This is a genomic window from Puniceibacterium sp. IMCC21224, from assembly GCF_001038505.1.
Lineage (GTDB): Bacteria > Pseudomonadota > Alphaproteobacteria > Rhodobacterales > Rhodobacteraceae > Puniceibacterium.
Window position 1 is genome coordinate 3848489 of sequence record NZ_LDPY01000001.1, and the last position, 21629, is coordinate 3870117.

Below are 21629 nucleotides of genomic sequence, written 5' to 3' on the forward strand. Positions count from 1 at the left end.
TCCTTGCTGTTGCAAGGGAAGCTAAGCATCCCGAGCGCCGGTGCAAGGTCAGCGCCCTCGAGTCAGAGCAGATGCCCCGACTTGGCCGCCTTGGTCGCAAGATAGGCGCTGTTGAACGCCGTTTCCCCGACCTTAAGTGGCACGCGTTCCGCCACCTCGATCCCACTACGCTGCATCATCTCGATCTTGCGGGGGTTGTTGGTCAGCAACCGCACCCGCGAAAACCCCATCCGGTCCAGGATCAGCGCGCCTAGGCGAAAGTCGCGCTCGTCATCCTCGAACCCCAGCCGGTGATTGGCCTCGACGGTATCAAACCCCTGATCCTGAAGCGCATAGGCCCGCATTTTATTGGCCAGGCCGATGCCGCGCCCCTCTTGGTTGAGATAGAGCAAGACGCCCGCGCCTTCCTGCCCCATCTGCATCAGCGCGGCGTTCAGTTGCGGCCCGCAATCACATTTCAGACTGCCCAGAAGATCACCGGTAAAACAAGCTGAATGCAGACGGGTCAAAACCGCGGCCTCGCGGTCGGGGCGGCCAATCTCGATTGCGTAATGCTCTTCTGATCCATCCTCTGGGCGGTAAATATGCAGCCGCGCCTGTTCGGCGGCGCGCAACGGAACGCGGGCGGAAATCACGTGATCCAGCGCCCCCAGCGCCAGCACATGGGGAGCAGCGGCCACGGCATCAACGCAGGTCAGCCCGTGTGTTCGGGCAAAATCAGCCCCCTGCTCCATCGGAACAATCAGTGCGGCAGGCAGCAGTCGCGCTGATTTCGCCAGCGTCAGCGCTAGCCGGTGCAACGCCGCGTCGCCGTCACGCCGGGACTGTAGCGGCCCCTTCATCGGCACAGCCAGATCATCGGCAGGGTCGGCCAAACTTTGAACCCACGCCAGATCCGCATCCGACGGCAGAACCACCCGCGCCACATCCCCGTCATAGGCCCGCGCCTTGAGCGTTTCGGCCCGCCGTCCGGTCAGCGCCAGGTCCGCAGGCAGCGTCAGATCCTGCACATCACGCAACCGCGCCGGGCTCAGCGTCTCGGTGGCAAGCACCAGCGCAGCGGTTGCACCAGCATCCAGCACGATCGGCACCCCCATGCGCAGATCAGCGCGCGCGCGGGCCAGAATTTCGGTCAGATCAGGGGCAAAGGACATATGCGGCCTGTTATCGGGGCCAGACGGTTACAGATCCGGCGGATTTTTGTAACAAATGCCCTGCTGGGACACGAGACCGTGAGCAGAGTGCAGCAAATCTTGCCACAGCGCCCCCGCACCTACATTTGCCATCAAAGACAAGGAGAAGGCAACATGGCGCAACTCAAGAATATCCTGCTGGTCGACGACGACGACGATCTGCGCGAGGCCCTGGCCGAGCAACTGATCATGACCGAGGATTTCGAGGTATTCGAAGCTGAGAATGGTGCCGCTGCCATGGCGCGCGCGCGTGAGCAGAATTATGATCTGATCATTCTGGACGTCGGCCTGCCGGACACCGATGGGCGCGAATTGTGCCGTCTGATGCGCAAACAGGGGGTCAAAGCGCCGGTCATCATGCTCACCGGGCATGATTCCGACGCAGATACCATTCTGGGTCTCGATGCTGGCGCCAATGACTATGTGACCAAACCGTTCAAATTCCCCGTCCTTCTGGCCCGCATCCGCGCGCAACTGCGCCAGCACGAGCAATCCGAAGACGCGGTGTTCACGCTTGGGCCGTACACGTTCAAGCCGGCGATGAAGATGCTGATCACCGAGGACGACAAAAAGATCCGCCTGACCGAGAAAGAGACGAATATCCTCAAGTTCCTTTACAGGTCCACCGACGGCATCGTCGCCCGCGATATCCTGCTGCACGAGGTTTGGGGTTACAATGCAGGCGTGACCACCCACACGCTGGAAACCCACATATATCGGCTACGTCAAAAGATTGAGCCCGACCCCTCAAACGCCCGGTTGCTGGTCACGGAATCCGGCGGATATCGGCTGGTGTCCTAAGGTCTCAGTTTAATTTGCACGCCTTGGGAACTAGTTTGGATCCAAGGCGTTCGATACCGAACCCCGTTGCATGTGCGGGTTATCACATGCACCTCCCTGTTGGACTGGCCCGGGCTCTGCCCGGGCCTTTTTTCAAGCATATCGCCCAGGCCAGGCGGCGCCTCTGCGATCCCGAACGCTTTCCGCCCGAACACCATGCGCGGCCTTGTCCAGACCCGGTCAACCGATTATTCAGACCGCAACCCAATACAACGCAAGGAAATGCCAGATGGCCCTGAACAGACGAACTGCTATGAAACTTGGCGGTGCGGCGGCGCTACTGACGGCTGTGCCCCGGCTGGCCGCGGCGGCTTTTGCACCCCGGCCCGACGGATGGCGCCAGTTCGAGATGCGCACTTCTGTGCAATTGCAGCGTGCAGGGGCCATGGCGCAAGCTTGGGTTCCGGTGCCTGCAGTCACCGAAAGCGACTGGTCGAAGGCCGGAGACACCCGCTGGACGTCGAACGCCGATCAGATCTCGCTTGAAACCGACGCACATGGTGCGCGCTTTGTCCATGCTATTTGGGAATCCGGTGACGACGACGCCCTGCTGGACGTCACATCCCTGGCCTCAACCCAGAACCGCCGGGTTGACCTGAGCAGCCCCGGAACGGCGCCTGCGCTCTCTGCAGAGGACAGAGCATTGCTTACGGCGCCGACCGACCTGATCCCGACCGATGGCATCGTACGCGACACCGCAGAGCAGATCGTCGCCGGGGCCAAGAGCGATGTCGAAAAGGCTCGCCGCATCTATGACTGGGTGGTCGAAAGCACTGAACGCAACCCCGAAACCCGTGGCTGCGGATTGGGGGACATCGCCTCGATGCTGACAATGGGCGATCTCACTGGCAAATGCGCCGATCTCAACACGCTTTATGTCGGCCTCGCCCGCGCCGCCGGGCTTCCGGCGCGCGACGTTTACGGGCTTCGCGTTGCGCCGTCGGCCTTTGGCTACAAGAGCCTTGGCGCGGGGTCGAGCGACATCACCAAGGCACAGCACTGCCGCGCGGACGTATTTCTGGAAGGCCACGGCTGGGTGCCGGTCGATCCGGCAGATGTGCGAAAGGTCGTGCTCGAAGAACCACCCAAGACGCTGTCGCTGGGCGATCCCGAAGTGCAGGATGTCCGCGACGAACTGTTCGGCGCCTGGGAAGGCAACTGGGTCGCCTTGAACTTTGCCCATGACGTCGACTTGCCCGGATCGGACGCGGACCGCCTACCATTCCTGATGTACCCGCAGGCCGAAATTGGCGGGATACGCCGAGACGAACTCGACCCGGCGAGCTTTGTCTATTCGATCGCCGCTCAGGAAGTCTAACGCACCGCAAGTTCCTTGGGATGACCCTGAACAAAAAAGCCCCCGCGTAACGGCGGGGGCTTTTTCGTTTTCATATGTTGAAGCCGATCAGCTTTCGGCGGCTTCTTTCTGCTCTTCGGCGGTCATCTCGACGCCGGTCTCCTGGTTGACGACCTTCATCGACAGGCGAACCTTGCCGCGATCATCAAAGCCCAGCAGCTTGACCTTTACGTCCTGACCTTCCTTGAGCACATCCGACGGATGGTTCAGGCGGCGGTTTTCGATCTGGGACACGTGCACCAGACCGTCACGTTTGCCAAAGAAGTTCACGAAGGCGCCAAAATCGACGATCTTCACGACCTTGCCGTCATAGACCTGACCCTCTTCGGGCTCGGCTACGATGGACCAGATCATGTCGTAGGCTTTCTTGATGGCTTCGCCGTTGGGCGAGGCGATCTTGATGATGCCTTCGTCATTGATATCGACCTTGGCACCCGACACTTCGACGATCTCGCGGATGACCTTGCCGCCCGATCCGATGACTTCACGGATCTTGTCGGTGGGTATCTGCATCGTCTCGATGCGCGGTGCGTGAACGCTGAATTCCTGCGCGCCGGTCAGAGCTTTGGACATTTCACCCAGGATGTGCAGACGACCGGCCTTGGCCTGCGCCAGTGCCTTTTCCATGATCTCGGGCGTGATGCCAGCGATCTTGATGTCCATCTGCAACGACGTGATACCGTTTTCGGTACCTGCAACCTTGAAGTCCATGTCGCCGAGGTGATCCTCGTCGCCCAGGATGTCGGACAGAACCGCGTAGGATCCGTCCTCTTCGAGGATCAGACCCATGGCCACACCAGCCACGGCGGATTTCAGCGGCACACCTGCATCCATCATCGACAGCGATCCACCGCAGACCGACGCCATCGAGCTGGAGCCGTTGGATTCGGTGATCTCGGACACCACGCGGATGGTGTAGGGGAAATCGGTGGCCGCAGGCAGAACCGCCTGAAGCGCGCGCCAGGCAAGTTTACCATGGCCGATTTCACGACGACCCGGAGGGCCCACGCGACCCGCTTCGCCAACCGAATAGGGGGGGAAGTTATAGTGCAGCAGAAAGTTCGACTTGTACATGCCCTGCAGGCTGTCGATCATCTGCTCATCGTCGCCGGTGCCCAGCGTGGTCACAACCAGACCCTGCGTTTCACCACGGGTGAACAGAGCCGAACCATGCGTACGCGGCAGCAGGCCGGTTTCACAAACGATGGGACGGATGGTATCGAGAGCGCGACCATCGATCCGCTTGCCGGATTTGACCACGTCACCGCGCAGAACCGACGCTTCGAGCTTCTTCATGGCGGTGCCGAGGTTCTCGTCCGCCTGCTGCTCTTCGGTCAGGGCGTCCTTGATGGCGGTCTTGGCGTTGGACAGGGCGGTTGTGCGCTCCTGCTTGTCCATGATCGCGTAAGCGGCGCGGATCTTGTCTTCGCCTGCGGCTTTGACAGCCGCGAACAGGTCGGAATAATCGGCAGGCTGGAAATCGAACGGCTCTTTCGCGCAGGCTTCGGCCAAGTCGATGATCAGGTCTACAACCGGCTGGATCTGCTCGTGGGCGAATTTCACCGCACCCAGCATTTCCTCTTCGGTAAGCTCGTACGCTTCGGATTCGACCATCATCACGGCGTCTTTGGTGCCGGCGACAACCAGATCAAGGCGCTGATCGGGGTTGTCCTTGAGCTTGTGCATGTCGTCGATTTCGGGGTTCAGGATGTAGTTGCCACCCTCATAACCCACGCGGCAGCCGGCGATTGGCCCCCGGAACGGTGCGCCCGAAATCGTCAGTGCGGCCGAGGCAGCGATCATCGCAACCATGTCCGGGTCATTGACCAGATCGTGGGACAGTACGGTGCACATCACCAAAACTTCGTTCTTGAAGCCGGGTACGAACAGCGGGCGGATCGGACGGTCGATCAGACGCGCGGTCAGCGTCTCTTTCTCGGTCGGGCGCGCCTCGCGCTTGAAGAACCCACCCGGCACTTTACCGGCGGCATAGTATTTCTCTTGGTAGTGGACGGTCAGCGGGAAAAAGTCCTGACCTTCCTTTGCCTTTTTGGCAAAGGTCACGTTGGCCATGACAGAGGTTTCGCCCAGAGTGGCGATAACCGAACCGTCGGCCTGACGGGCAACCTTGCCCGTTTCCAGTGTCAGCGTCTCTTCGCCCCACTGCATGGATTTCGTCGTAACGTTGAACATCTAGCGTATCCTGTAAGGGAGCAAGCCCGGCCCTCCGGGTCTCCCGTTCCAAATGGCGGCCCCATTGCCGCCGACCCCATCATCATTTCTCTCACGGCGCGGGGACCCGCGCGCCACGTCTCAGATGGCTGGCCCTTACAGCAGATTGGGGGGATTTGAAACAGGTAAGGTGGCAGCGAAATCAGCACATCTGCCGCGTCCGGCCATTGGCAGCTGACAGCTTGATCACCAAACCATTCGGCGAAAGCGCAACCCGAACGCAGCAACCGTCTGAAACAACCTCAGGAAAGGGCAGTCGCACCGCAGCCGTCAAGATGACACAATGTTTGCCCGACCTTACCTTTATTCCGCTGCGATTTTACGCGAGTTTGTCTAAATGTACGTAAGATCTCTGAACTCTCCTTCTGGATTGCGCGCTGTGGTGCCAGTGTTGCAAAAATATCAGGCCATTGCGTCAGATCTATCCGAAGGACCAAAAGAAGTGTATGCATTTAAATGGTCGCTCGTTGTCTGGGCGATTTAGGTAAAAATTATGCGAAACTTTCGCCGTGTGTCAGTATTGTTGGTTTTAGAGTTTGGGGCATGCTTCTATGCAGCCTCTGGGCAGGCTGCCGTTTACTCTGACGCCATCGTTGCCCAGAAATCCGCAGGGGTTCCGGTCAATCAACGATTCCTCGACAGCGGCGCTTCGATCGTAGCGACGGCAGATGCAAAATCCTGTGTCGTCAGTCGGCGTGTCGAAATCGAAAACTCTTCTTATTTGACCTCTGGTGGCGATTCAGTGCCATTTGATGAAATCGTCCGCAGCCCGGCCACGTCGATTCAGGCCGTTGCCGGTGCGGATGGGGCAATCTCTTTTCGGATTCAGCTAAAATATAGCCTTGTGCCACAAACACCGGTGTCGCTGATGATCGGTGACACGATCGTTGATGTGCGTGACGCGCTGGAGCGCAGCACCGACAGTCTTTGGCTTGTCGGACAAACCGCGACGGATCTCGAAACCGCGTTTCGTGACGGGGTCGACGTACGGCTGGCGGCGACATCAGTCGACACCAACCATCAGGTCCAGGACAGCATCCTCGCACCTGATTTCCCGGCGCTGACGGATTGTGTCGCCGATCTGGCAACCGATGAGCTGCCCGAAGGCCGGATCAGCAACGACGTCCGCCTGATGTTTCACGCCGATCCGGCAACTACGCCACTGGCGACGCTGCCCGAACTGCGCGCCTGCCGGATGAAGGACGAACCGGGTGAACTTTACCTCGCCAAGCTGGACGAGGTCGGCGGTTTCTTTTCCCAGACCAACGAAATCTTTGTGTCCTTTGGCGAAAATGGGACGCTGGCACGCGCCTACATTCCGGGAATTTTTGACGGCAATTTCAGCGGTTACAGCGAAACTGCCCGGCTGAGCCGCGCGGCGGACGCGAACGTGCCCGACGCCCCGAATGACGTCAAAGGTTGCCTCGGCTCGGCCGAGATTTCGATCTGCACAATCAGTTCCGAAGACGGCAATCACGTTTTGGCACCATGCAATTACATGCAGATGCTATCGCTCACCACAGGTGACACCGACGACGATCCCACGTCGCCTACTGTCTTTACACCGACATTTGTGGGCGGAACCCCCGGCCAGCCGCCAAGAGTGTTCGGCAATACGCCGGTTCAGACCGCGAGCAGCTCCCCCCCCGGGACGACGAACTTTAGCCCCGTTACCGGAGGTGGCTCGTCGAATAATGGCTCACCCCCCGATTCAGGCACGCCTTTCTTTTACCCGCCAACAGGCGGCGGAGGCGGCACCAGCGACCCTGGAGCTCCGATCGCGCCGGCTCCTCCAACTGTTCCACTGCCGGCATCGCTGTATTTTATCGGGGCGGCGTTGTTGTCGCTCTTTGGGGCCCGTCGGTTGCGACGCAACCGGGCAAACGCCTGACACCAAGGTTGTTGGCGACGGCGTCATTTGATCAGCCCTCGCTCAGACGAAACGTATGTGATCACCTGATTTTGAGTTTCTCCATCAGGTCATCATGGATTGTGGCTGCGCGGAGGGTTTTCATCACATCCCCAGCATTCTGTGTGCCGCTGGCACCGATACTACGTCACATCGCTTTCGGCGGCAAATTATCCAACGCTGCACGCTAGTCCCCGATATCTGCCTCAGTGCCGTGGCTCGATTCGGAATGCCCGGAGATCGCAAGTCGCTTAACGCCGCCCGACCGCGCAGCAGCACCAGCCAGATCTTGATCACTTTCTCGAAGACGACGAGCATCTCGATAGGAGCAGGTGAACCAACACCTGACATGCGCAACGCAGCAGGGATAACCGTCGCCATAGCGCAAGCTGACCGACATGAAATTTCGGGCCCCAAACGGAAAACGCCCGCTTATGTCAAATGACAAGCGGGCGTTCTTTTCCGGTCAGCGCAGAGGTCGACTTAGCGACGGATGCCAAGACGCTTGATCAGGTCCTGATAGCGCGCGTCATCTTTGGCCTTGGTGTAGTCCAGCAGCTTGCGGCGCTGAGCGACCATCATCAGAAGGCCACGACGCGAGTGGTTGTCCTTCTTATGGGTCTTGAAATGTTCGGTCAGGGTAGTGATCCGGCTGGTGAGGATAGCAACCTGAACTTCGGGCGAACCGGTATCGCCTTCTTTGGTTGCGAATTCTTTCATCAGGCGGTTTTTTTCTTCGGCAGTGATCGACATCGGGATCTCCTTTGACGGACTAAGGGTGATGGCGCAGGCCGGGATGTCGTCCAGCACAGGCCCATGGAGGTATCCACCCCAGAGGTGGATGCGCGCATATAGGGTGATTCCGGCGGGATTGAAAGCGAAATTCACCGTGGCTGCCCCCGCGCCTCACCTCGGCGGCAAGGTCCGGTGACTCAGAGCCCGAAAGAGTGCGCCATGCTGGATCCGACCATGACCACATTGCCAACCTGCGGTGCCGCGTCGGCGGGAAGCACGGCCAGTACCGTGCCATTGACCACGATCTGCATCATCTGCGGATTGTCCTGATCCGTCACAATGTCCAATTCTGCATCCTCGGCGCCGTCGCTGTCATCATAAACCACCATCAGACGATCCTCGGCCTGATCAAAATCCGCCAGCGACGCAGACGCGTTTTCCATGATCCAGTCGCCCAGCGCAAAGGTGTCATGCCCAGCGCCACCGGTGGCGACGTCATCCTGGCCGATGATCATCAGATCGTCGCCATCCCCGCCGTTCAGAAAGTCGCCAGCATCCGTATCCGCTCCACTGGCGTCCAACACGACGCCATTCAGCCGATCATTTCCGTCGCCGCCGAATAATGCGTCCGTGCCGGTTCCGCCATCCAGCAAGTCAATGCCTTCGCGCCCGTGCAACGAATCCGCGCCCGCGCCGCCGTTCAGCGTATCGTCCCCCTGACCGCCGTTCAGGCTGTCGGCGCCTGCATCCCCCCAAAGAGCGTCATCACCATCGTGGCCAAACAGAACATCTGCGCCGTCGCCACCAGCCATCGAATCGTCACCAGATTCGCCATGCACGGTGTCGTTGCCGCCGCCGCCGTCCAGCGTGTCCTGGCCATCACCGCCCATCAATTCGTCGTCACCGTCCAGCCCGTCGATCAGATCGTCACCGGCGGCACCGCCTAACAGATCGGTGCCTGCCCCCCCAATCAGGCTGTCGCCCGCGGCGGCACCCTGGGCAATGGTGTTCTCTGGGAGAGTGTCTGCGAAGTCTTCCGACAGGTTTGTCATTTTGCCCGCCAGCGCTGCGATTTCTTCCGGCGGCACTTCGCCAGACGTCGCATCCCCAGCGTCGCCCGGCGCGAGTTTGGACAAAAGGCCGTCCATCACCCCGGCTGCGGCGTCTAGCAGTCCCTGACCGTCCGCATCGCCATCGTCGTCATACTCGCCATCATCCTTGAGAGGTGTGGTCACGACCGCAACCGATCCCAACACCATCATTCCCATCAAACCCGCTAACCAGAACATCACACCAACCCTAACGCACCCCGACAGGGATGTTCAGCCAAAGCCGATCACCAATCAACGTTATTCGCGATCAAAGGTTAACGCGGACGCCTGAGGCGGCAGATCACCCGGCGTAGCGCTCGGCCTCTGGCCAGAGCTGCAACCTGGTCTGATATGAGACATAAAGCGGATGGCGAGGATGCCCGTCTTTGGTCAACCCCAGATGCCACAACCGCCCGAGTTGCTGCGCCAGCGCCGGGCCACGCTCTAACAGGGCACCATGCGTGCCCCACGCCGCAATTACGCAGGCCGCGCGGGACGCCAGATTCCACAGCACCGCATCATTCTCGGGGCCAATGGGGTCCGGCGCCGCCTTTAGATCCGCAGGCTTTGTCGCGCGAAAGGCAAAGAGATTGGCGATCGACACGCCGCCATACCCCATTTGCCGCGCCCGCCGCTCGCATCGCTCAATTGTCGGATCGTTGCGCAGTTCGGTCGCAGTTGACGGGTTGAGCATCACAAACGCGACCGTCTCTGCAGCGGGATCCCAAATCCGCGACAGGCTGTAGCGATAGCGTTCACAGGGGCTATACATCGCGTCCGAGCGGTGATCGTCACACAGATGTTCGCGCCGGATCACGCCGACTTCAGCCAACGAAGACGCGGATCGGGTGCAACTCTCCGGCTTTGTAGATCCCTACCGCCACGGCGCGACCGTCATGGGCGGCCCAGCATTCGTCGCCGAATTCCACATCCGAAGCGATCACCATGGCGGGGTTGCCGTTGCGCAGCTTTGCCGCCGATTCGGCACTGCACGGCAGTTGCGGCAGATCGGACAATCCCTCTTCGAGGGGGCGGACAAAGCTGTCCAGCTCGGGGGTGCGGGCCATCCGGTTGATGTCGTCCAGGCTCAGGCCATCGTCCGACTCGAACGGGCCGGACCAGACCCGGCGCAATTCGCGCACATGCCCATGGCAGCCCAGAACAGCACCCAGATCACGCGCGATCGAGCGGACATACCCCCCCTTGCCGCAGATCATTTCCAGGACGACGTGATCGGCATCGGGGCGTTCAACCATGCTCAGTTCTTCGACCCAGAGCGGGCGGGCCGCAATCTCCATCGCCTCTCCGTCGCGGGCACGTTTGTAGGCCCGTTCGCCATCGATCTTAACGGCGGAAAACTGCGGCGGCACCTGCATGATGTCACCGACGAAACGTGGCAGCGCCGCGCGGATCGCATCATCGTCAGGGCGCAGATCGCTGGTCGCGATCACTTCGCCTTCGGTGTCATCGGTATTGGTGCCCTGCCCCAGCCGCACCGTAAAGCGGTACGCCTTGAGCGCGTCGGTGATGTAGGGGACCGTCTTGGTCGCCTCACCCAGCGCGATCGCCAGAACACCGGTCGCCTCTGGGTCCAGCGTGCCGGCATGGCCTGCCTTTTTCGCGTCCAGCGCCCAGCGCACCTTGTTCACCACAGCGGTTGAACTGATGCCTGCCGGTTTGTCCACCACCAGCCATCCCGAAATGTCCCGACCTTTGCGGCTGCGTCCCATGATCCCACCCTCTTTAACTGAGCGCGGGGACGTATCAGCGCGCCCGCAGGCTGTCAATTCGCCCCAACCAGATCGCGTGACCCTGGCGGTCTCGCATAAGCCCGGCGACGTTGGCGGATTGCCCGAACTATTCTTGCATATTCTTCTGCGCTGCGGCAGGTTTTCCATATATTTAAGAAGGAGCGCCATTTTGACTTCGCCCGCCGACCTGCGCCGCGCGCATTTTTTGTCGCAATTTGATCTTGCCACCCGCACCGGCCTTGAAATCGGGCCCTTTGACCGACCGATCTTTTCCCGCGCCGATTTCCCGAACATATTGTATGCCGACGTCAAGGACACCGCCGAACTGCGTCGGCTTGCCCGCGCCAGCCCGACACGGACCGAAGCCGACGTGGTGCCGGTCGATTTTGTACTGCTCGACAAACAGCTGGACGAAGTGGTGCCGCAACAATCGCTCGACTTTGTGTTTTGCGCCCATGTTCTGGAACATGTGCCGGACCTTGTTGCTGTCCTGAACAGTGTTGAGGCGATTCTGCGCCCCGGCGGGCTGTTTCTGATCGTCTACCCGGACCGCCACTACACCTATGACATTGACCGTCCGGCGACCAGTTTGGCGCAGTTCCGTGACCGTCACACGCGCCGGATCTCTCGCCCTGACCCCGAAACAGTGGAGGAGCATTTTTTGAACCACCGCAAGGTGATGGTTGGGCGGCTCTGGCAGGGTCTGCCAGATTCCAAAGGTCCGCGGGTGTTTACCCCCGAACAGGCCCGCAATCGCGCCGACACCGCCCGCACCAGCTATATCGACGTGCATTGTAATGTGCTGAACGCGCGGGAATTCGGAAATGTCATCAAGGCGCTAAGGGACGACGGCCTGACCGGTTTCGAAATCGCCGATATCGACCCCACTCGCGCACCGTTGAACGAATTTTATGTAGCCCTGAAAAAACCCGGCGCCAAAGCTGCGGTACGTCCGGTGAACCAACTGGCTGAACGCTCGCGGCGCATTCTTGAGCGGACACGGCGGGTTTTGGGCCGCGCAAGGCGGTCTCTGGGTCTGCTCTGACAGTCAGTCGTCGATCCGGCGCGCCTCGTCGATCAGCATGACAGGGATGCCATCGCGGATCGGAAAGGCAAGCTGCGCACGCTGACTGATCAGTTCCTGCGCAGAAGCATCATAGTCCAGCCGCCCATGGGTCTGCGGGCAAATCAGCGCTTCGAGCATATGCCGGTCGAAATCTGGTTTGTCGCTCATTGCATCAGTCCTTCGTCGTCCCCGCCGCGCAGGGCATATTCGATCAGCATCACCAGCGTTTCGCGCCGTGTGCTTAGCGATGGTGCCTCAAGCAGCGCCTGTTTGTCCTCGGGGTCGAAATCCAGAAGCATCGACAGGGAATTCACCAATAGCTCGTCTTCGGCCTCTTTCAGTGTATCCCAGTCTGCCGACAGGTCGCGCGCGGTAAAATAGCGGTCCAACAGAGCCAGAAACGCCCCGCGATTAAAGGTATCGTCGGCCTCGGCTGCGGGTCTGCGATCCGCCTCGAACCCGGCCCAACTGACATCGCACCGACGGTAGGGGCTAAATCCCTCGACCTCGGATTGCACACGAAACCGCGAAACCCCGGACAGAGTGACCATATAGCGCCCGTCCTCGGTTTCCGAAAACTGCGTGATGCGACCAGCGCAGCCGATACGTTGCAGGCCGATCCCGTCGCGCCCCGGCACAGCGTTGGGCTGGACCATCCCAATCAGCCGCGTGTCGGTTTTCAGCGCGTCGTCCAGCATCTGAAGATACCGCGGCTCAAACAGGTGCAACGGCAGGCGTGACCGGGGCAGCAGCAATGCGCCGGGCAAAGGAAAGACCGGGATCACATCCGGCAGATCGGGAAGGTGTTTCATGTCATCCCATCTAGCCCGCGCCATGGGTCAGGCAAATATAAGCGAGCTAAGCTTGCGCCGTCCGTTCAAAACCACTGGGTCATTGGGCTTGAGCGCCTCGAAGATGGTGAAAAGCTGTGCCTTGGCAGCACCTTCGTTCCATTCGCGATCCCGGCGAAAGCTTTCGAGAAGTTGATCAACCGCGCCCTGCGCGTCACCATCAGCATAGAGCGCCTGCGCCAAATCCAGACGCGCCTGATGGTTGGCCGGATCGGACTCGACCGCCGCGGTCAATTCAGCCACCGGACCTGCGTTCTCAGCCTGACGCGCCAGCATAAGCTGGGCATGCGCCGCCTCAAGTTCGGCACTGCTGGAAATCTCGGCCGGGGCGCCGTTCAGGATCGCCTCGGCCTGGTCCAGCTCGCCCATAGCCAGATGGGCGCGGACCATGCCGCCATAGGCGCCGGCGTGGTTCGGCTCTTCCCCTAGGATCGCGCTGAAAATCTGCGCCGCGTCCGTGGCAGCCCCCTGTTCAAGCATCTCTTCGGCGGCGGCAATCGCCTCGTCCAGACCACCGCTGGCATCGCCACCCGACTGGGCGACCACGCGTTCAACGAACGCCTTGACCTCGGAATGTGGCACTGCGCCCTGAAACCCGTCGATCGGCTGGCCGTTGAAAAAGGCATACACCGTCGGGATCGACTGGATCTGCAACTGGCCGGCAATACCTTGCGCCTCGTCGACGTTGACCTTGGCCATCCGCACCGCGCCTTTGGCCGCGTTCACCGCCTCTTCGAGCTGTGGACCAAGCGTCTTGCACGGGCCGCACCAAGGCGCCCAGAAATCAACGATGACCGGCACCTCGCGGCTGGCCTCGATCACCTCTTTCAAAAAGTCCTTCTCGGCCACGTCCTTGACATAGCTTTGTTGCGGCTTGGCAGCGCCCGTTCCCAGTTCGATCATCGGATATCCCCTCTTGCCCGGCCTTTGACCGGCATTGGCTGTTGTCCGTTTAGATGGCGCAAGGCCCCCGATGTTGCAAGGGGGCGCCCCGTGTGCAGAGCGGGGTTTGCCCCCGCGCCGCCTCACAAATCGAAGGTGGCCAGCACCGGCGCATGGTCGCTTGGCTGTTCCCATCCGCGCACAGCGCGCAGCACCCGGCTCGAATGCCCGGCATTCGAGATGTCTGGCGTGGCCCAAACGTGATCCAGCCTGCGCCCCTTGTCCGCCGCATCCCAATCCTTGCTGCGGTAGGACCACCATGAATACAGGTTTCCATCGGGAATGTCCTGACGGGTGATATCCACCCAGCCGCCGGCATCCTGGGTTTCGGCCAGCTGAGCGACCTCGACCGGGGTGTGGCTGACCACCTTGAGCAGCTGCTTGTGGTTCCAGACATCATCCTCGCGCGGCGCGATGTTGAGATCGCCGACAAGAATGGATTTCTCTGGGCGCTCGACATGAAACCAGTCGCGCATCTCGGTCAGGTAATCCAGTTTTTGACCAAACTTGATATTCTTTTCGCGGTCCGGGATATCGCCGCCTGCGGGCACATAGAAGTTGTGGATCGTCACACCATTTTCCAGCCGCGCCGCCACGTGGCGGGCGTGGCCCAGCGCAGCAAAATCGCGGTCGCCCACATCCTCGATTGGCAGTTTGGACAGGATCGCAACCCCGTTATACCCCTTTTGCCCCCGCGCCACGACATGGCTGTAGCCAAGTGCCGCAAAATCAGCGAGCGGCATCTTGTCGACCGGGCTCTTGCATTCCTGCAGGCAGAGCACATCCGGTGCTTCGTCGTGTAGCAACTTTGCGACCAGAGCCGCGCGCAACCGTACCGAGTTGATGTTCCAGGTGGCTAGGGTAAAGGGCATGATCAGGTCTCCGCGCCGGGGTTTCCCCCTCTTTGCCCGCAAAGCTGCGCCTGGCACAACCCCGCCTGTCGCCCGACCTATCGCCGGACGACATACCCAGAGCTGCGAATAGGTTTATTCGGCTTCGTTCGCTGGTTTCGCGTTGAGCAGGCCATAACGCTCTTCACCCAGAGAATCGTACAAACCGATCTGGGTTTCGAGGAAGTCGATATGACCTTCCTCGTCCGCGATCAGTTCCTCGAACAGGTTCTTGGTAACGAAATCGCCGACCTTGTCGCAATGATTGCGTGCCTCAATATACAGCGTCCGGGCGTCGTGTTCACCAGCAAGATCGCTGTCCAGCGTTTCGCGCAGGGTTTGACCGATCCGCAGCGGGTCCAGCTTTTGCAGATTTGGATGCCCCTCAAGAAAGATGATCCGCGTGATCAGTTTGTCCGCGTGGTTCATTTCCTCAATGCTTTCGGCGCGGGATTTGTCGGCGATGCGACCGTATCCCCAATCCTCTTGCAACCGGTAGTGCAGCCAGTACTGGCTGACCGCCGTGAGTTCACTCCGCAGCGCGCTGTTGAGATATTCGATGACTTTGGCGTCGCCCTTCATGTGTCTTTTCCTGTGTCATGGCCTGGCGCAATCCGCGCAGCTGTGGGGGAACACCAAGGCTATCGCAGCCTTGCATGGTGTCAAGGAAAAGCGGCAGGCAGCCACCGCAATCCGGGCGTTTACCAAGGGCGCGGTAAACTTTGCCCGGCGTGATCAGAGTGGTCGCATCCGACGCCCGCATCCAGTCAACGGCAGCGCGGATTTCATGGTCGGAAATGGCGTTGCAATGGCAGACGATCATGATTTCTCCTTGCAGGAACAAAGACATGGTGGGGGATCTGGTGTGGCGGCGCCCGCCAGAACAATACGCATTACCGCCATCCCATCAGTGCCGAAACTGCGACGGGGATGGTTGATCCATCGCCAGTCCGGCCGGCGCCACCGAGTTTGATATCCGCAAAAACATTGGCCCCAGCGCCCGCGCCATACGCACCACCTGGAACGCGGCATTGGCGTTCAAAAGATTGCAGGCGAACAGCATCGCCTCATCCGTATCCTGCACTGCGGCGGCCGCGACCATGTTGGCAAATGCACTTTCATCGCCGCCAAAGCACTTGCAGTTCACAGCATGGCGCATCAGCGGCCGCCGTGCTCCGCCCAAGGTGGTGCGCATCAGTTCGTCGAATTCAGTCACGGCCGTCCAGGCATCACCCTCGCCCAACATCTGCCGGAAATCACTGGTGATCCGTTCTTTTGCCGCGCCGCCTTCGCACCAGGACCGCATATAGAGGATGGCGGCCAACTCTGGCCCCGCGAGCTCCTGAAGAAACCCGACAGGTGCTGCGCCCCGTGGCGGGGCTGGCTTTGACGGCGCATCCACGTCCTGGAAATCGAACCGCATCCTCATTTTGTCAGGATCAGCTTGCCTGCGCGGGTGATCCGCAATGTGTAGACTTGCCCGTCGAGCACAATGCGCGCCTGATCGCCGTTCTGGGTCAGCATCCGCGCGTCGTACGCCGGAAGCGAGAACGATTCGGTCGCCAGCGGGTCGGCGATTATCCTGTCCATATTCATGATTTCCGCTCCACCCGGTCGAACAAGGCTTCGAGCCGCAGCTCGCCCGGTATTGCGCATTCCAAGGCAAGCTCGGCGATTTCTCGGCGGCACAGCGGGGGAATCCTGTTGAAATCCTGCGGGGTGGCAAAGTCTGCTCCGTCGCTTGTCTCGCTTTGGCGCAGGGCTGTCGGATGTGTCACGAACGACCTCCTTGGGTTGTCTGATCCGGAAGTGATGTGATCCGGGCTGCCTGCACAGGGTGGCTTGGACACTTTTCTCAAAACTGATCGAAAGAGTCGGATATGTCAATCTGAACTTGAGTAAATGAGTCGGATACCTCCGATCGCCAGATTTGCCGACCGATCACGCGCATTATTTACCAACCGAACACGCACTCCAAACCACGGTCTGCGTCATAAGCTGAGGCTATACCCTATGGCGCCACGCACACACTTCTGGCAAGTTCTGCACAAATTGAAGGAGGATAGAATGACCGAACGTACCAACCGCCCGGACCGGGTCGCCTTCGTTGGCTTTGGTGAAGCCGGAACAGCCTTTGTATCCGGATGGGGCCAGGCGCGCCCGACCAGCCTACGCGCCTATGACGCAAAAACCGACATGCCGGAAACCCGCGCGGCGCTGGTCGAACGGTACGGCAAACATGGCGTCGACGGGCTGGACACACTGGCTGCGGCGCTTGATGGGACCGAGGCGGTATTCTGCGTTGTCACCGCCGATCAGGCCTTTTCCGCCGCCGCAGCCGCTGCCCCGCTGATTGCACCGGGCACCCTGTGGTTTGACTGCAATTCTTGTGCACCGGGCACAAAACGCCGCTCGGCTGCGGTGATTGACGCCGCAGGCGGGCGCTATGTCGATGTGGCTGTGATGTCACCAGTTTATCCCAAACGCCATCAGGTGCCGCTGTTGATCGCAGGTCCACACGCCGACGCAGGTGAGGCGGTTCTGAGCGCGCTCGATATGAAACCCAAGCGGGCGGGGAACGAGGTCGGGCGCGCCTCGTCGATCAAGATGCTGCGGTCAGTGATGATCAAGGGGATGGAGGCGCTGACTGCCGAGTGTTTCCTTGCAGCCCGCCGCGCCGGAGTCGAGGAAGAGGTGATCGGATCGCTCGAAGCGTCGGACCCGGACATCAAATGGCGTGACCGCGGGGCCTATAATCTGGAACGGATGATGGTACACGGCACCCGCCGCGCCGCCGAAATGCAAGAGGTGGCAATCACCGTAGACGAGCTGGGGTTGGGTGGCGGCATGTCCGCCGCCGCTGCAGCATGGCAGGCGCTGATTGCCGATCTCGGGGCTGAGCCGGGCGAGGCTGATTTATATGCCCGCACGGACACCATCCTAGCCCGCCTGTAAGGTGAACTGCGATCAGGCGGCGCGACGATGCGCCGCCGACAAACAGGGGGCATACCGCGCGTCAGGTTTGCGATAGATAGCGCGCGATACGCGCATCATAGTCGGCGGATTCGCTCAGATCCGCCATCAGATTGTCGGGGCGCGCCACATTCTGTGCACCCGGCGTCGCCGCCAAACTGTCCCACGCTGCGCCCATCGCGGCAGGTAGCGTGCGATGCGGTGTCAGGCAGATTCGCACACCCAGAGCGGATAAATCCGCTTGCGCCAGTGCGCCTTTGGGTTCCGGCATCACCAGCGGCAGGCCCGCCGCCTGCTGCGCCTGCGTGACCACATCCGGGTCCTGCGCACCGGTGATGAATAGCGCATCCGCCCCCGCCGCGCCAACGGCACGGGCGCGTGACACCAGAGAATCTGCATCCTGTAACCGCGCATCCGTACGCGCGACGATGACAAAGGCCGGATCGCTGCGGGCGGCAAGCGCCGCCTCCAGCTTGGCCACGGCTTCGCCTTGCGTCACAAGCGCCGCGCCGGTCGCGCCATAGGGACGCGGCAGGCAGGTATCTTCGAGCGTCATGCCCGCGACACCTGCCGCCTCAAGCTCTTCGACTGTGCGCATCGCATGCAGCGCCGCGCCAAACCCGTGGTCCGCGTCGACGATTAGCGGCAGCGCCCCCGTTCGGCAGATGCGGCGGCAGAGCCCGGCGAATTCGTCCAGCGACAGCAACGCATGATCCGGCGCACCCAGCACCGCCAGCGCCGCGACCGATCCGCCCAGCATCCCAAGCGGAAACCCCAGCCGCGCGGCAGCGCGGGCAGTCAGCGCGTCATAGACCGACGCCGGACGCACGCAAACGTCGCCCTGGAGGATGGCGCGCAACCGGGCGCGCGATATTTGAGGGCTGAGTGGCTTGGTCATGTCCGTGCCTTTTTGTCCTGCGCCTCGCGCACAAGCGCGGCAAAGCGATAGAACCCGTGCGCCATCTTGGAATAGGGCGTCACCAGAAAGAATGCCAGCACTGCCCCCAGATGCAGCGCCAGAAGCGGGCCGGTCAGCCCGGTGCCCCGCACCGCATACAGCGCAAGCCCGGACAACCCGGCAAAGCCAAGCAGCCAGATGAACCCACGCTCGCCTGAACTGCGCCCCGGCGCGCCCAGCGCTGGGTCCGCCTGACTGCGTAGCATCAGCATGCCGGCACAGCCCGCCACTAGAAGGATGCCGCCCGGCACCCCCAGCAGCTTGGGCAGCGACCAGAACCCGTAGGGCGCTTGCATGTCAAAGACATAGTGCAGGATCGTACCGGCTGATGTGGCCGCGAAACACAGCAGAAACCCATACATCACCGCATGATGCACATGGCGGCGGGCATCGGAAAACCGCGTGCCTTTTTCAAAGTTGCAGCCTTGACCCTGCCCGCCCGACAGGTTTTTCATCTGGCCGGCAGACTGCACGGCATCGCGCAGATCAGCCCAGGTGACGCGCGCCCCGCCGACCTCGTTCCAATAGCGCCGCAATCCTACCGCGACCGCGACCAGAGGCAGCAGAAAGGCGGGCAGAAAGATTGCAACCATCGCGCCATGACTGAGCCAGGCATAGAACCCCGCGCCACCGCCCGGCAACGCGGCAATCGCGGCGAACATCAACGCGAATCCCGCGACCAAGGCAGCGGCCAGCGCCTCGCCTCGCGCCTGAAACAGCCGTGCGGGACCATCGGGCCAGGCGAACCGTTCCCAGCTATCGACCCGCGCCGCAGCCAACGCTCGCGGCAGGTTCAGGTCGAATTCATGCGGCGCAGTGTACTGGCAGGCATAATAGCAGCCGCGGCAGTTGTGGCACAGGTTGGCAAGCTGGGTGATGTCGCCATCAGCAAACACCTTGTCGCGCGTGATTGCGGGGAACACCGAACAGAACCCTTCGCAATAGCGGCAGGCATTGCAGACCTCGATCTGGCGGCGGGCCTCGGCCACGGGATCGTCCAGGATCAGGCCCGGATCGGTCTGAAGAGTTACATCAAGCGACATATGCGGCGGCCTCCTGCCCTGCGATACGGCCAAAAACGGTGCCGATGGTCATGCCGAATCCGGCAAGATAGCCCTGCCCAAGAATGGAACCGGCCATCATCTCACCAGCGCTCCAGATATTGTCATAGCGCCCACCGGGGCCGGTGGCGCGGGCGGATTGGTCCACCTTGAGCCCAAGATAGGTAAAGGTTACGCCCGGGCGCAGCGAATAGGCGTAGAACGGCGGCTCGGCGATCCGCCGGGCCCAGTTCGTCTTGGGCGGGGTCAGCCCCTCGGTGGCCACGCCGTCCAGTTGTTGCGGCTGAAAGGTTCCCGGTCGACAGGCCGCATTGAATTGGGCCACGGTGTCGCATAGCGCCTCGGGTGGCAGACCAAGCTTGCGCGCAAGTTCCTCGATCGTGCCTGCAGAGATCGGCGGATAAACCGACGGCATAAACAGGTCAATCGCGCGGCTGTCGATGATCGAATACGCCACCTGATCGGGCTGTGCCGCAACGAGCCGCCCCCAGATCGCATAGCGTTTGGGCCAGACATCCTCGCCCTCATCATAAAACCGGTCGGCGTTCTTGTTGACCACCATCGAAAATGGCACACAATCTAGCCGCGTGACGATCCCGCCGTCGAATTTTGGCGCGCGTCCGTCGATTGCGACAGCATGGCACTGCGTCGGATCACCCACCGTGATCGCCCCCTGATCGACCATATCCTTTAGGACGACACCCCGGTTGTAGGGTGTGCCGCGAATGAGGAAATTGCGCGCCGCCGGCCCCCAGGCCCGCGCGAGCCAGTCAAGGTCGGCCTGAAACCCACCCGATGCCAGGACAAAGGCGCGCCCTTTGATGTCATGGAGTGTTTCGTCATCACCAAAGGTGGCTGTAAGATGCGTGGCGCAGGCACCGTCGATCGCAACGTGGCGCACCTGCGCATCATAGGCGACGGTGACGCCCAAATCCTGCGCCGTCAGGTAGTAGGCGTTCACCAGCGCCTTCCCCCCGCCCAGAAAGAATGCGTTAGTCCGGTCGAGTGACAACGTCCCGGCCAGAGACGGCTGGAACCGCACACCATGCGCCTGCATCCACGGCAGACATTCTGCCGAGGTCCGGATGGCATGACGGGCAAGTGCCTCGTCGGTCTTGCCCGCAGTGACGCGCAGCAGATCCTGCCAGAACTCGTCCTCGTCATAGGTTTCGATCAACGGACCAAGCGCGCCATGATGCATGCAGCGGAAATTACGGGTGTGGCGCGAATTGCCGCCGCGATAGGCCTCGGGTGCGCCTTCTAGGATCAGCACACGCGCGCCCGCCTCTGCCGCTTCGATTGCGGCGCACAGCGCCGCATTTCCGCCGCCGACGATCACCACATCCCATGTTTCGGCAGTCAGGTATTTCGGATCCGTCCGTGTCATCGCTGTCCCATGGTTTCTGACCAAAGCAGGAAAGTATTTTGATGCTTCAGCTCAGCGTTAAAAGGTTTTGAGTCCGCCGTCCCGACAGGCGCGCACCGCAACCGCAACCGGCAGGGCTGGGTCGCGAGGCTGACCACTGTTCGAATATTTTTGGTGCTCATGAATCTATATGTATACAATTGCGTACAGAGACGTCAAGCCAAGTTTGCAATCCATCAAATATGCCTCAACCAAACTGAAATGCAGCGCCTGCATTGCTTACCTGCCCAAGCGGTCGCCACCGACCACACCCCGTAAAACGTGCAGGGCGGGCGAATGAATACCGCCAGAGTGGTCGCCAGCAGCCTCCTCCGCCATCAATCCTCACATGCCCTCAACGAAGGCGTGTCGGAA

General features: G+C 61.0%; 23 protein-coding genes. 5 read left to right on the forward strand and 18 right to left on the reverse strand.

What is annotated here, in order from left to right:
* Positions 1-62: 62 nt before the first annotated feature.
* Positions 63-1154, reverse strand: a complete 1092-nt coding sequence (gene ribA, locus IMCC21224_RS17940) for a GTP cyclohydrolase II (RefSeq protein ID WP_047996510.1) — start codon at positions 1152-1154, stop codon at positions 63-65.
* A 153-nt stretch (positions 1155-1307) separates the two neighbouring features.
* Between ribA and IMCC21224_RS17945 the strand changes: the two genes are divergently transcribed.
* Both IMCC21224_RS17945 and IMCC21224_RS17950 read left to right on the forward strand, forming a co-directional pair.
* Positions 1308-1994, forward strand: a complete 687-nt coding sequence (locus tag IMCC21224_RS17945; RefSeq protein ID WP_047996511.1) for a response regulator transcription factor — start codon at positions 1308-1310, stop codon at positions 1992-1994.
* Between the two features lie 268 nt (positions 1995-2262).
* The gene (locus IMCC21224_RS17950; protein WP_053079034.1) at positions 2263-3351 is read left to right on the forward strand and encodes a transglutaminase-like domain-containing protein; all 1089 of its coding nucleotides are present in this window, start codon (positions 2263-2265) and stop codon (positions 3349-3351) included.
* An 87-nt stretch (positions 3352-3438) separates the two neighbouring features.
* Here IMCC21224_RS17950 and pnp read toward each other — a convergent pair whose 3' ends face one another.
* A complete protein-coding gene (gene pnp / locus IMCC21224_RS17955) occupies positions 3439-5583 on the reverse strand; it encodes a polyribonucleotide nucleotidyltransferase (protein ID WP_047996513.1) in 2145 nt (714 codons plus the stop codon).
* 532 nt (positions 5584-6115) lie between these two features.
* On the opposite strand from pnp, the gene IMCC21224_RS17960 reads away from it, so the two are divergent.
* Positions 6116-7513, forward strand: a complete 1398-nt coding sequence (locus tag IMCC21224_RS17960) for a hypothetical protein (protein ID WP_047996514.1) — start codon at positions 6116-6118, stop codon at positions 7511-7513.
* 501 nt (positions 7514-8014) lie between these two features.
* On the opposite strand, the gene rpsO is transcribed toward IMCC21224_RS17960, so the two are convergent.
* The 4 genes from rpsO to truB form a co-directional block, all read right to left on the reverse strand.
* Positions 8015-8284, reverse strand: coding sequence for a 30S ribosomal protein S15 (rpsO, locus tag IMCC21224_RS17965; protein ID WP_047996515.1), 270 nt, complete (start codon positions 8282-8284; stop codon positions 8015-8017).
* Positions 8285-8463: 179 nt separating this feature from the next.
* Positions 8464-9555 carry a calcium-binding protein gene (locus tag IMCC21224_RS17970; RefSeq protein ID WP_047996516.1) on the reverse strand — a complete coding sequence of 364 codons (1092 nt, stop codon included), beginning with the start codon at positions 9553-9555 and terminating at the stop codon, positions 8464-8466.
* A gap of 103 nt (positions 9556-9658) precedes the next feature.
* The gene (locus tag IMCC21224_RS17975) at positions 9659-10174 is read right to left on the reverse strand and encodes a DUF1643 domain-containing protein (protein ID WP_047997254.1); all 516 of its coding nucleotides are present in this window, start codon (positions 10172-10174) and stop codon (positions 9659-9661) included.
* Between the two features lie 7 nt (positions 10175-10181).
* Entirely contained in the window at positions 10182-11087 is a 906-nt protein-coding gene (truB, locus tag IMCC21224_RS17980) for a tRNA pseudouridine(55) synthase TruB (protein ID WP_047996517.1), read from the reverse strand.
* A 190-nt stretch (positions 11088-11277) separates the two neighbouring features.
* On the opposite strand from truB, the gene IMCC21224_RS17985 reads away from it, so the two are divergent.
* Positions 11278-12153: a bifunctional 2-polyprenyl-6-hydroxyphenol methylase/3-demethylubiquinol 3-O-methyltransferase UbiG gene (locus IMCC21224_RS17985; protein WP_047996518.1), complete on the forward strand. Its 876-nt coding sequence runs from the start codon at positions 11278-11280 to the stop codon at positions 12151-12153.
* Positions 12154-12156: 3 nt separating this feature from the next.
* On the opposite strand, the gene IMCC21224_RS17990 is transcribed toward IMCC21224_RS17985, so the two are convergent.
* The 9 genes from IMCC21224_RS17990 to IMCC21224_RS18020 form a co-directional block, all read right to left on the reverse strand.
* Positions 12157-12342: a Trm112 family protein gene (locus IMCC21224_RS17990; protein ID WP_047996519.1), complete on the reverse strand. Its 186-nt coding sequence runs from the start codon at positions 12340-12342 to the stop codon at positions 12157-12159.
* The gene (locus tag IMCC21224_RS17995; protein WP_047996520.1) at positions 12339-12986 is read right to left on the reverse strand and encodes an LON peptidase substrate-binding domain-containing protein; all 648 of its coding nucleotides are present in this window, start codon (positions 12984-12986) and stop codon (positions 12339-12341) included. The genes IMCC21224_RS17990 and IMCC21224_RS17995 overlap by 4 nt, the downstream gene beginning before the upstream one ends.
* Before the next feature lie 27 nt (positions 12987-13013).
* Positions 13014-13928: a co-chaperone YbbN gene (locus IMCC21224_RS18000; RefSeq protein WP_047996521.1), complete on the reverse strand. Its 915-nt coding sequence runs from the start codon at positions 13926-13928 to the stop codon at positions 13014-13016.
* Between the two features lie 122 nt (positions 13929-14050).
* Positions 14051-14839 (reverse strand): exodeoxyribonuclease III, encoded by a 789-nt coding sequence (locus IMCC21224_RS18005; protein ID WP_047996522.1) that lies wholly within the window; start codon positions 14837-14839, stop codon positions 14051-14053.
* A 114-nt stretch (positions 14840-14953) separates the two neighbouring features.
* Positions 14954-15439 (reverse strand): bacterioferritin, encoded by a 486-nt coding sequence (gene bfr, locus IMCC21224_RS18010; protein ID WP_047996523.1) that lies wholly within the window; start codon positions 15437-15439, stop codon positions 14954-14956.
* Positions 15387-15680, reverse strand: a complete 294-nt coding sequence (locus IMCC21224_RS27245) for a bacterioferritin-associated ferredoxin (protein ID WP_082135337.1) — start codon at positions 15678-15680, stop codon at positions 15387-15389. Before IMCC21224_RS27245 ends, bfr begins: the two co-directional genes overlap by 53 nt.
* An 84-nt stretch (positions 15681-15764) precedes the next feature.
* On the reverse strand, positions 15765-16280 hold the full coding sequence (locus IMCC21224_RS18015) for a hypothetical protein (RefSeq protein ID WP_047996524.1): 516 nt from the start codon (positions 16278-16280) through the stop codon (positions 15765-15767).
* Between the two features lie 2 nt (positions 16281-16282).
* Positions 16283-16447, reverse strand: a complete 165-nt coding sequence (gene hemP, locus IMCC21224_RS27250) for a hemin uptake protein HemP (protein ID WP_082135264.1) — start codon at positions 16445-16447, stop codon at positions 16283-16285.
* A 2-nt stretch (positions 16448-16449) separates the two neighbouring features.
* Positions 16450-16635, reverse strand: a complete 186-nt coding sequence (locus IMCC21224_RS18020) for a hypothetical protein (protein ID WP_047996525.1) — start codon at positions 16633-16635, stop codon at positions 16450-16452.
* A 289-nt stretch (positions 16636-16924) separates the two neighbouring features.
* Between IMCC21224_RS18020 and IMCC21224_RS18025 the strand changes: the two genes are divergently transcribed.
* Positions 16925-17812, forward strand: a complete 888-nt coding sequence (locus IMCC21224_RS18025) for an NAD(P)-dependent oxidoreductase (RefSeq protein WP_047996526.1) — start codon at positions 16925-16927, stop codon at positions 17810-17812.
* A 61-nt stretch (positions 17813-17873) separates the two neighbouring features.
* Here the strand turns inward: IMCC21224_RS18025 and IMCC21224_RS18030 are convergent, their stop codons facing one another.
* The 3 genes from IMCC21224_RS18030 to tcuA are packed head-to-tail and all read right to left on the reverse strand — an operon-like array spanning position 17874 to position 21236.
* On the reverse strand, positions 17874-18728 hold the full coding sequence (locus IMCC21224_RS18030; protein WP_047996527.1) for an oxaloacetate decarboxylase: 855 nt from the start codon (positions 18726-18728) through the stop codon (positions 17874-17876).
* Positions 18725-19831 carry a tricarballylate utilization 4Fe-4S protein TcuB gene (tcuB, locus tag IMCC21224_RS18035; protein ID WP_047996528.1) on the reverse strand — a complete coding sequence of 369 codons (1107 nt, stop codon included), beginning with the start codon at positions 19829-19831 and terminating at the stop codon, positions 18725-18727. The genes IMCC21224_RS18030 and tcuB overlap by 4 nt, the downstream gene beginning before the upstream one ends.
* Positions 19821-21236 carry an FAD-dependent tricarballylate dehydrogenase TcuA gene (tcuA, locus tag IMCC21224_RS18040; RefSeq protein WP_047996529.1) on the reverse strand — a complete coding sequence of 472 codons (1416 nt, stop codon included), beginning with the start codon at positions 21234-21236 and terminating at the stop codon, positions 19821-19823. Before tcuA ends, tcuB begins: the two co-directional genes overlap by 11 nt.
* Positions 21237-21629 lie beyond the last annotated feature (393 nt).

Bases quoted from the DNA above. Each gene is read 5' to 3' on its own strand.
- ribA (WP_047996510.1), bottom strand. From the start codon at position 1,154: ATGTCCTTTGCCCCTGATCTGACCGAAATTCTGGCCCGCGCGCGCGCT.
- IMCC21224_RS17945 (WP_047996511.1), top strand. From the start codon at position 1,308: ATGGCGCAACTCAAGAATATCCTGCTGGTCGACGACGACGACGATCTG.
- IMCC21224_RS17950 (WP_053079034.1), top strand. From the start codon at position 2,263: ATGGCCCTGAACAGACGAACTGCTATGAAACTTGGCGGTGCGGCGGCG.
- pnp (WP_047996513.1), bottom strand. From the start codon at position 5,583: ATGTTCAACGTTACGACGAAATCCATGCAGTGGGGCGAAGAGACGCTG.
- IMCC21224_RS17960 (WP_047996514.1), top strand. From the start codon at position 6,116: ATGCGAAACTTTCGCCGTGTGTCAGTATTGTTGGTTTTAGAGTTTGGG.
- rpsO (WP_047996515.1), bottom strand. From the start codon at position 8,284: ATGTCGATCACTGCCGAAGAAAAAAACCGCCTGATGAAAGAATTCGCA.
- IMCC21224_RS17970 (WP_047996516.1), bottom strand. From the start codon at position 9,555: ATGTTCTGGTTAGCGGGTTTGATGGGAATGATGGTGTTGGGATCGGTT.
- truB (WP_047996517.1), bottom strand. From the start codon at position 11,087: ATGGGACGCAGCCGCAAAGGTCGGGACATTTCGGGATGGCTGGTGGTG.
- IMCC21224_RS17990 (WP_047996519.1), bottom strand. From the start codon at position 12,342: ATGAGCGACAAACCAGATTTCGACCGGCATATGCTCGAAGCGCTGATT.
- IMCC21224_RS17995 (WP_047996520.1), bottom strand. From the start codon at position 12,986: ATGAAACACCTTCCCGATCTGCCGGATGTGATCCCGGTCTTTCCTTTG.
- IMCC21224_RS18000 (WP_047996521.1), bottom strand. From the start codon at position 13,928: ATGATCGAACTGGGAACGGGCGCTGCCAAGCCGCAACAAAGCTATGTC.
- IMCC21224_RS18005 (WP_047996522.1), bottom strand. From the start codon at position 14,839: ATGCCCTTTACCCTAGCCACCTGGAACATCAACTCGGTACGGTTGCGC.
- bfr (WP_047996523.1), bottom strand. From the start codon at position 15,439: ATGAAGGGCGACGCCAAAGTCATCGAATATCTCAACAGCGCGCTGCGG.
- IMCC21224_RS27245 (WP_082135337.1), bottom strand. From the start codon at position 15,680: ATGATCGTCTGCCATTGCAACGCCATTTCCGACCATGAAATCCGCGCT.
- IMCC21224_RS18015 (WP_047996524.1), bottom strand. From the start codon at position 16,280: ATGCGGTTCGATTTCCAGGACGTGGATGCGCCGTCAAAGCCAGCCCCG.
- hemP (WP_082135264.1), bottom strand. From the start codon at position 16,447: ATGGACAGGATAATCGCCGACCCGCTGGCGACCGAATCGTTCTCGCTT.
- IMCC21224_RS18025 (WP_047996526.1), top strand. From the start codon at position 16,925: ATGACCGAACGTACCAACCGCCCGGACCGGGTCGCCTTCGTTGGCTTT.
- IMCC21224_RS18030 (WP_047996527.1), bottom strand. From the start codon at position 18,728: ATGACCAAGCCACTCAGCCCTCAAATATCGCGCGCCCGGTTGCGCGCC.
- tcuB (WP_047996528.1), bottom strand. From the start codon at position 19,831: ATGTCGCTTGATGTAACTCTTCAGACCGATCCGGGCCTGATCCTGGAC.
- tcuA (WP_047996529.1), bottom strand. From the start codon at position 21,236: ATGACACGGACGGATCCGAAATACCTGACTGCCGAAACATGGGATGTG.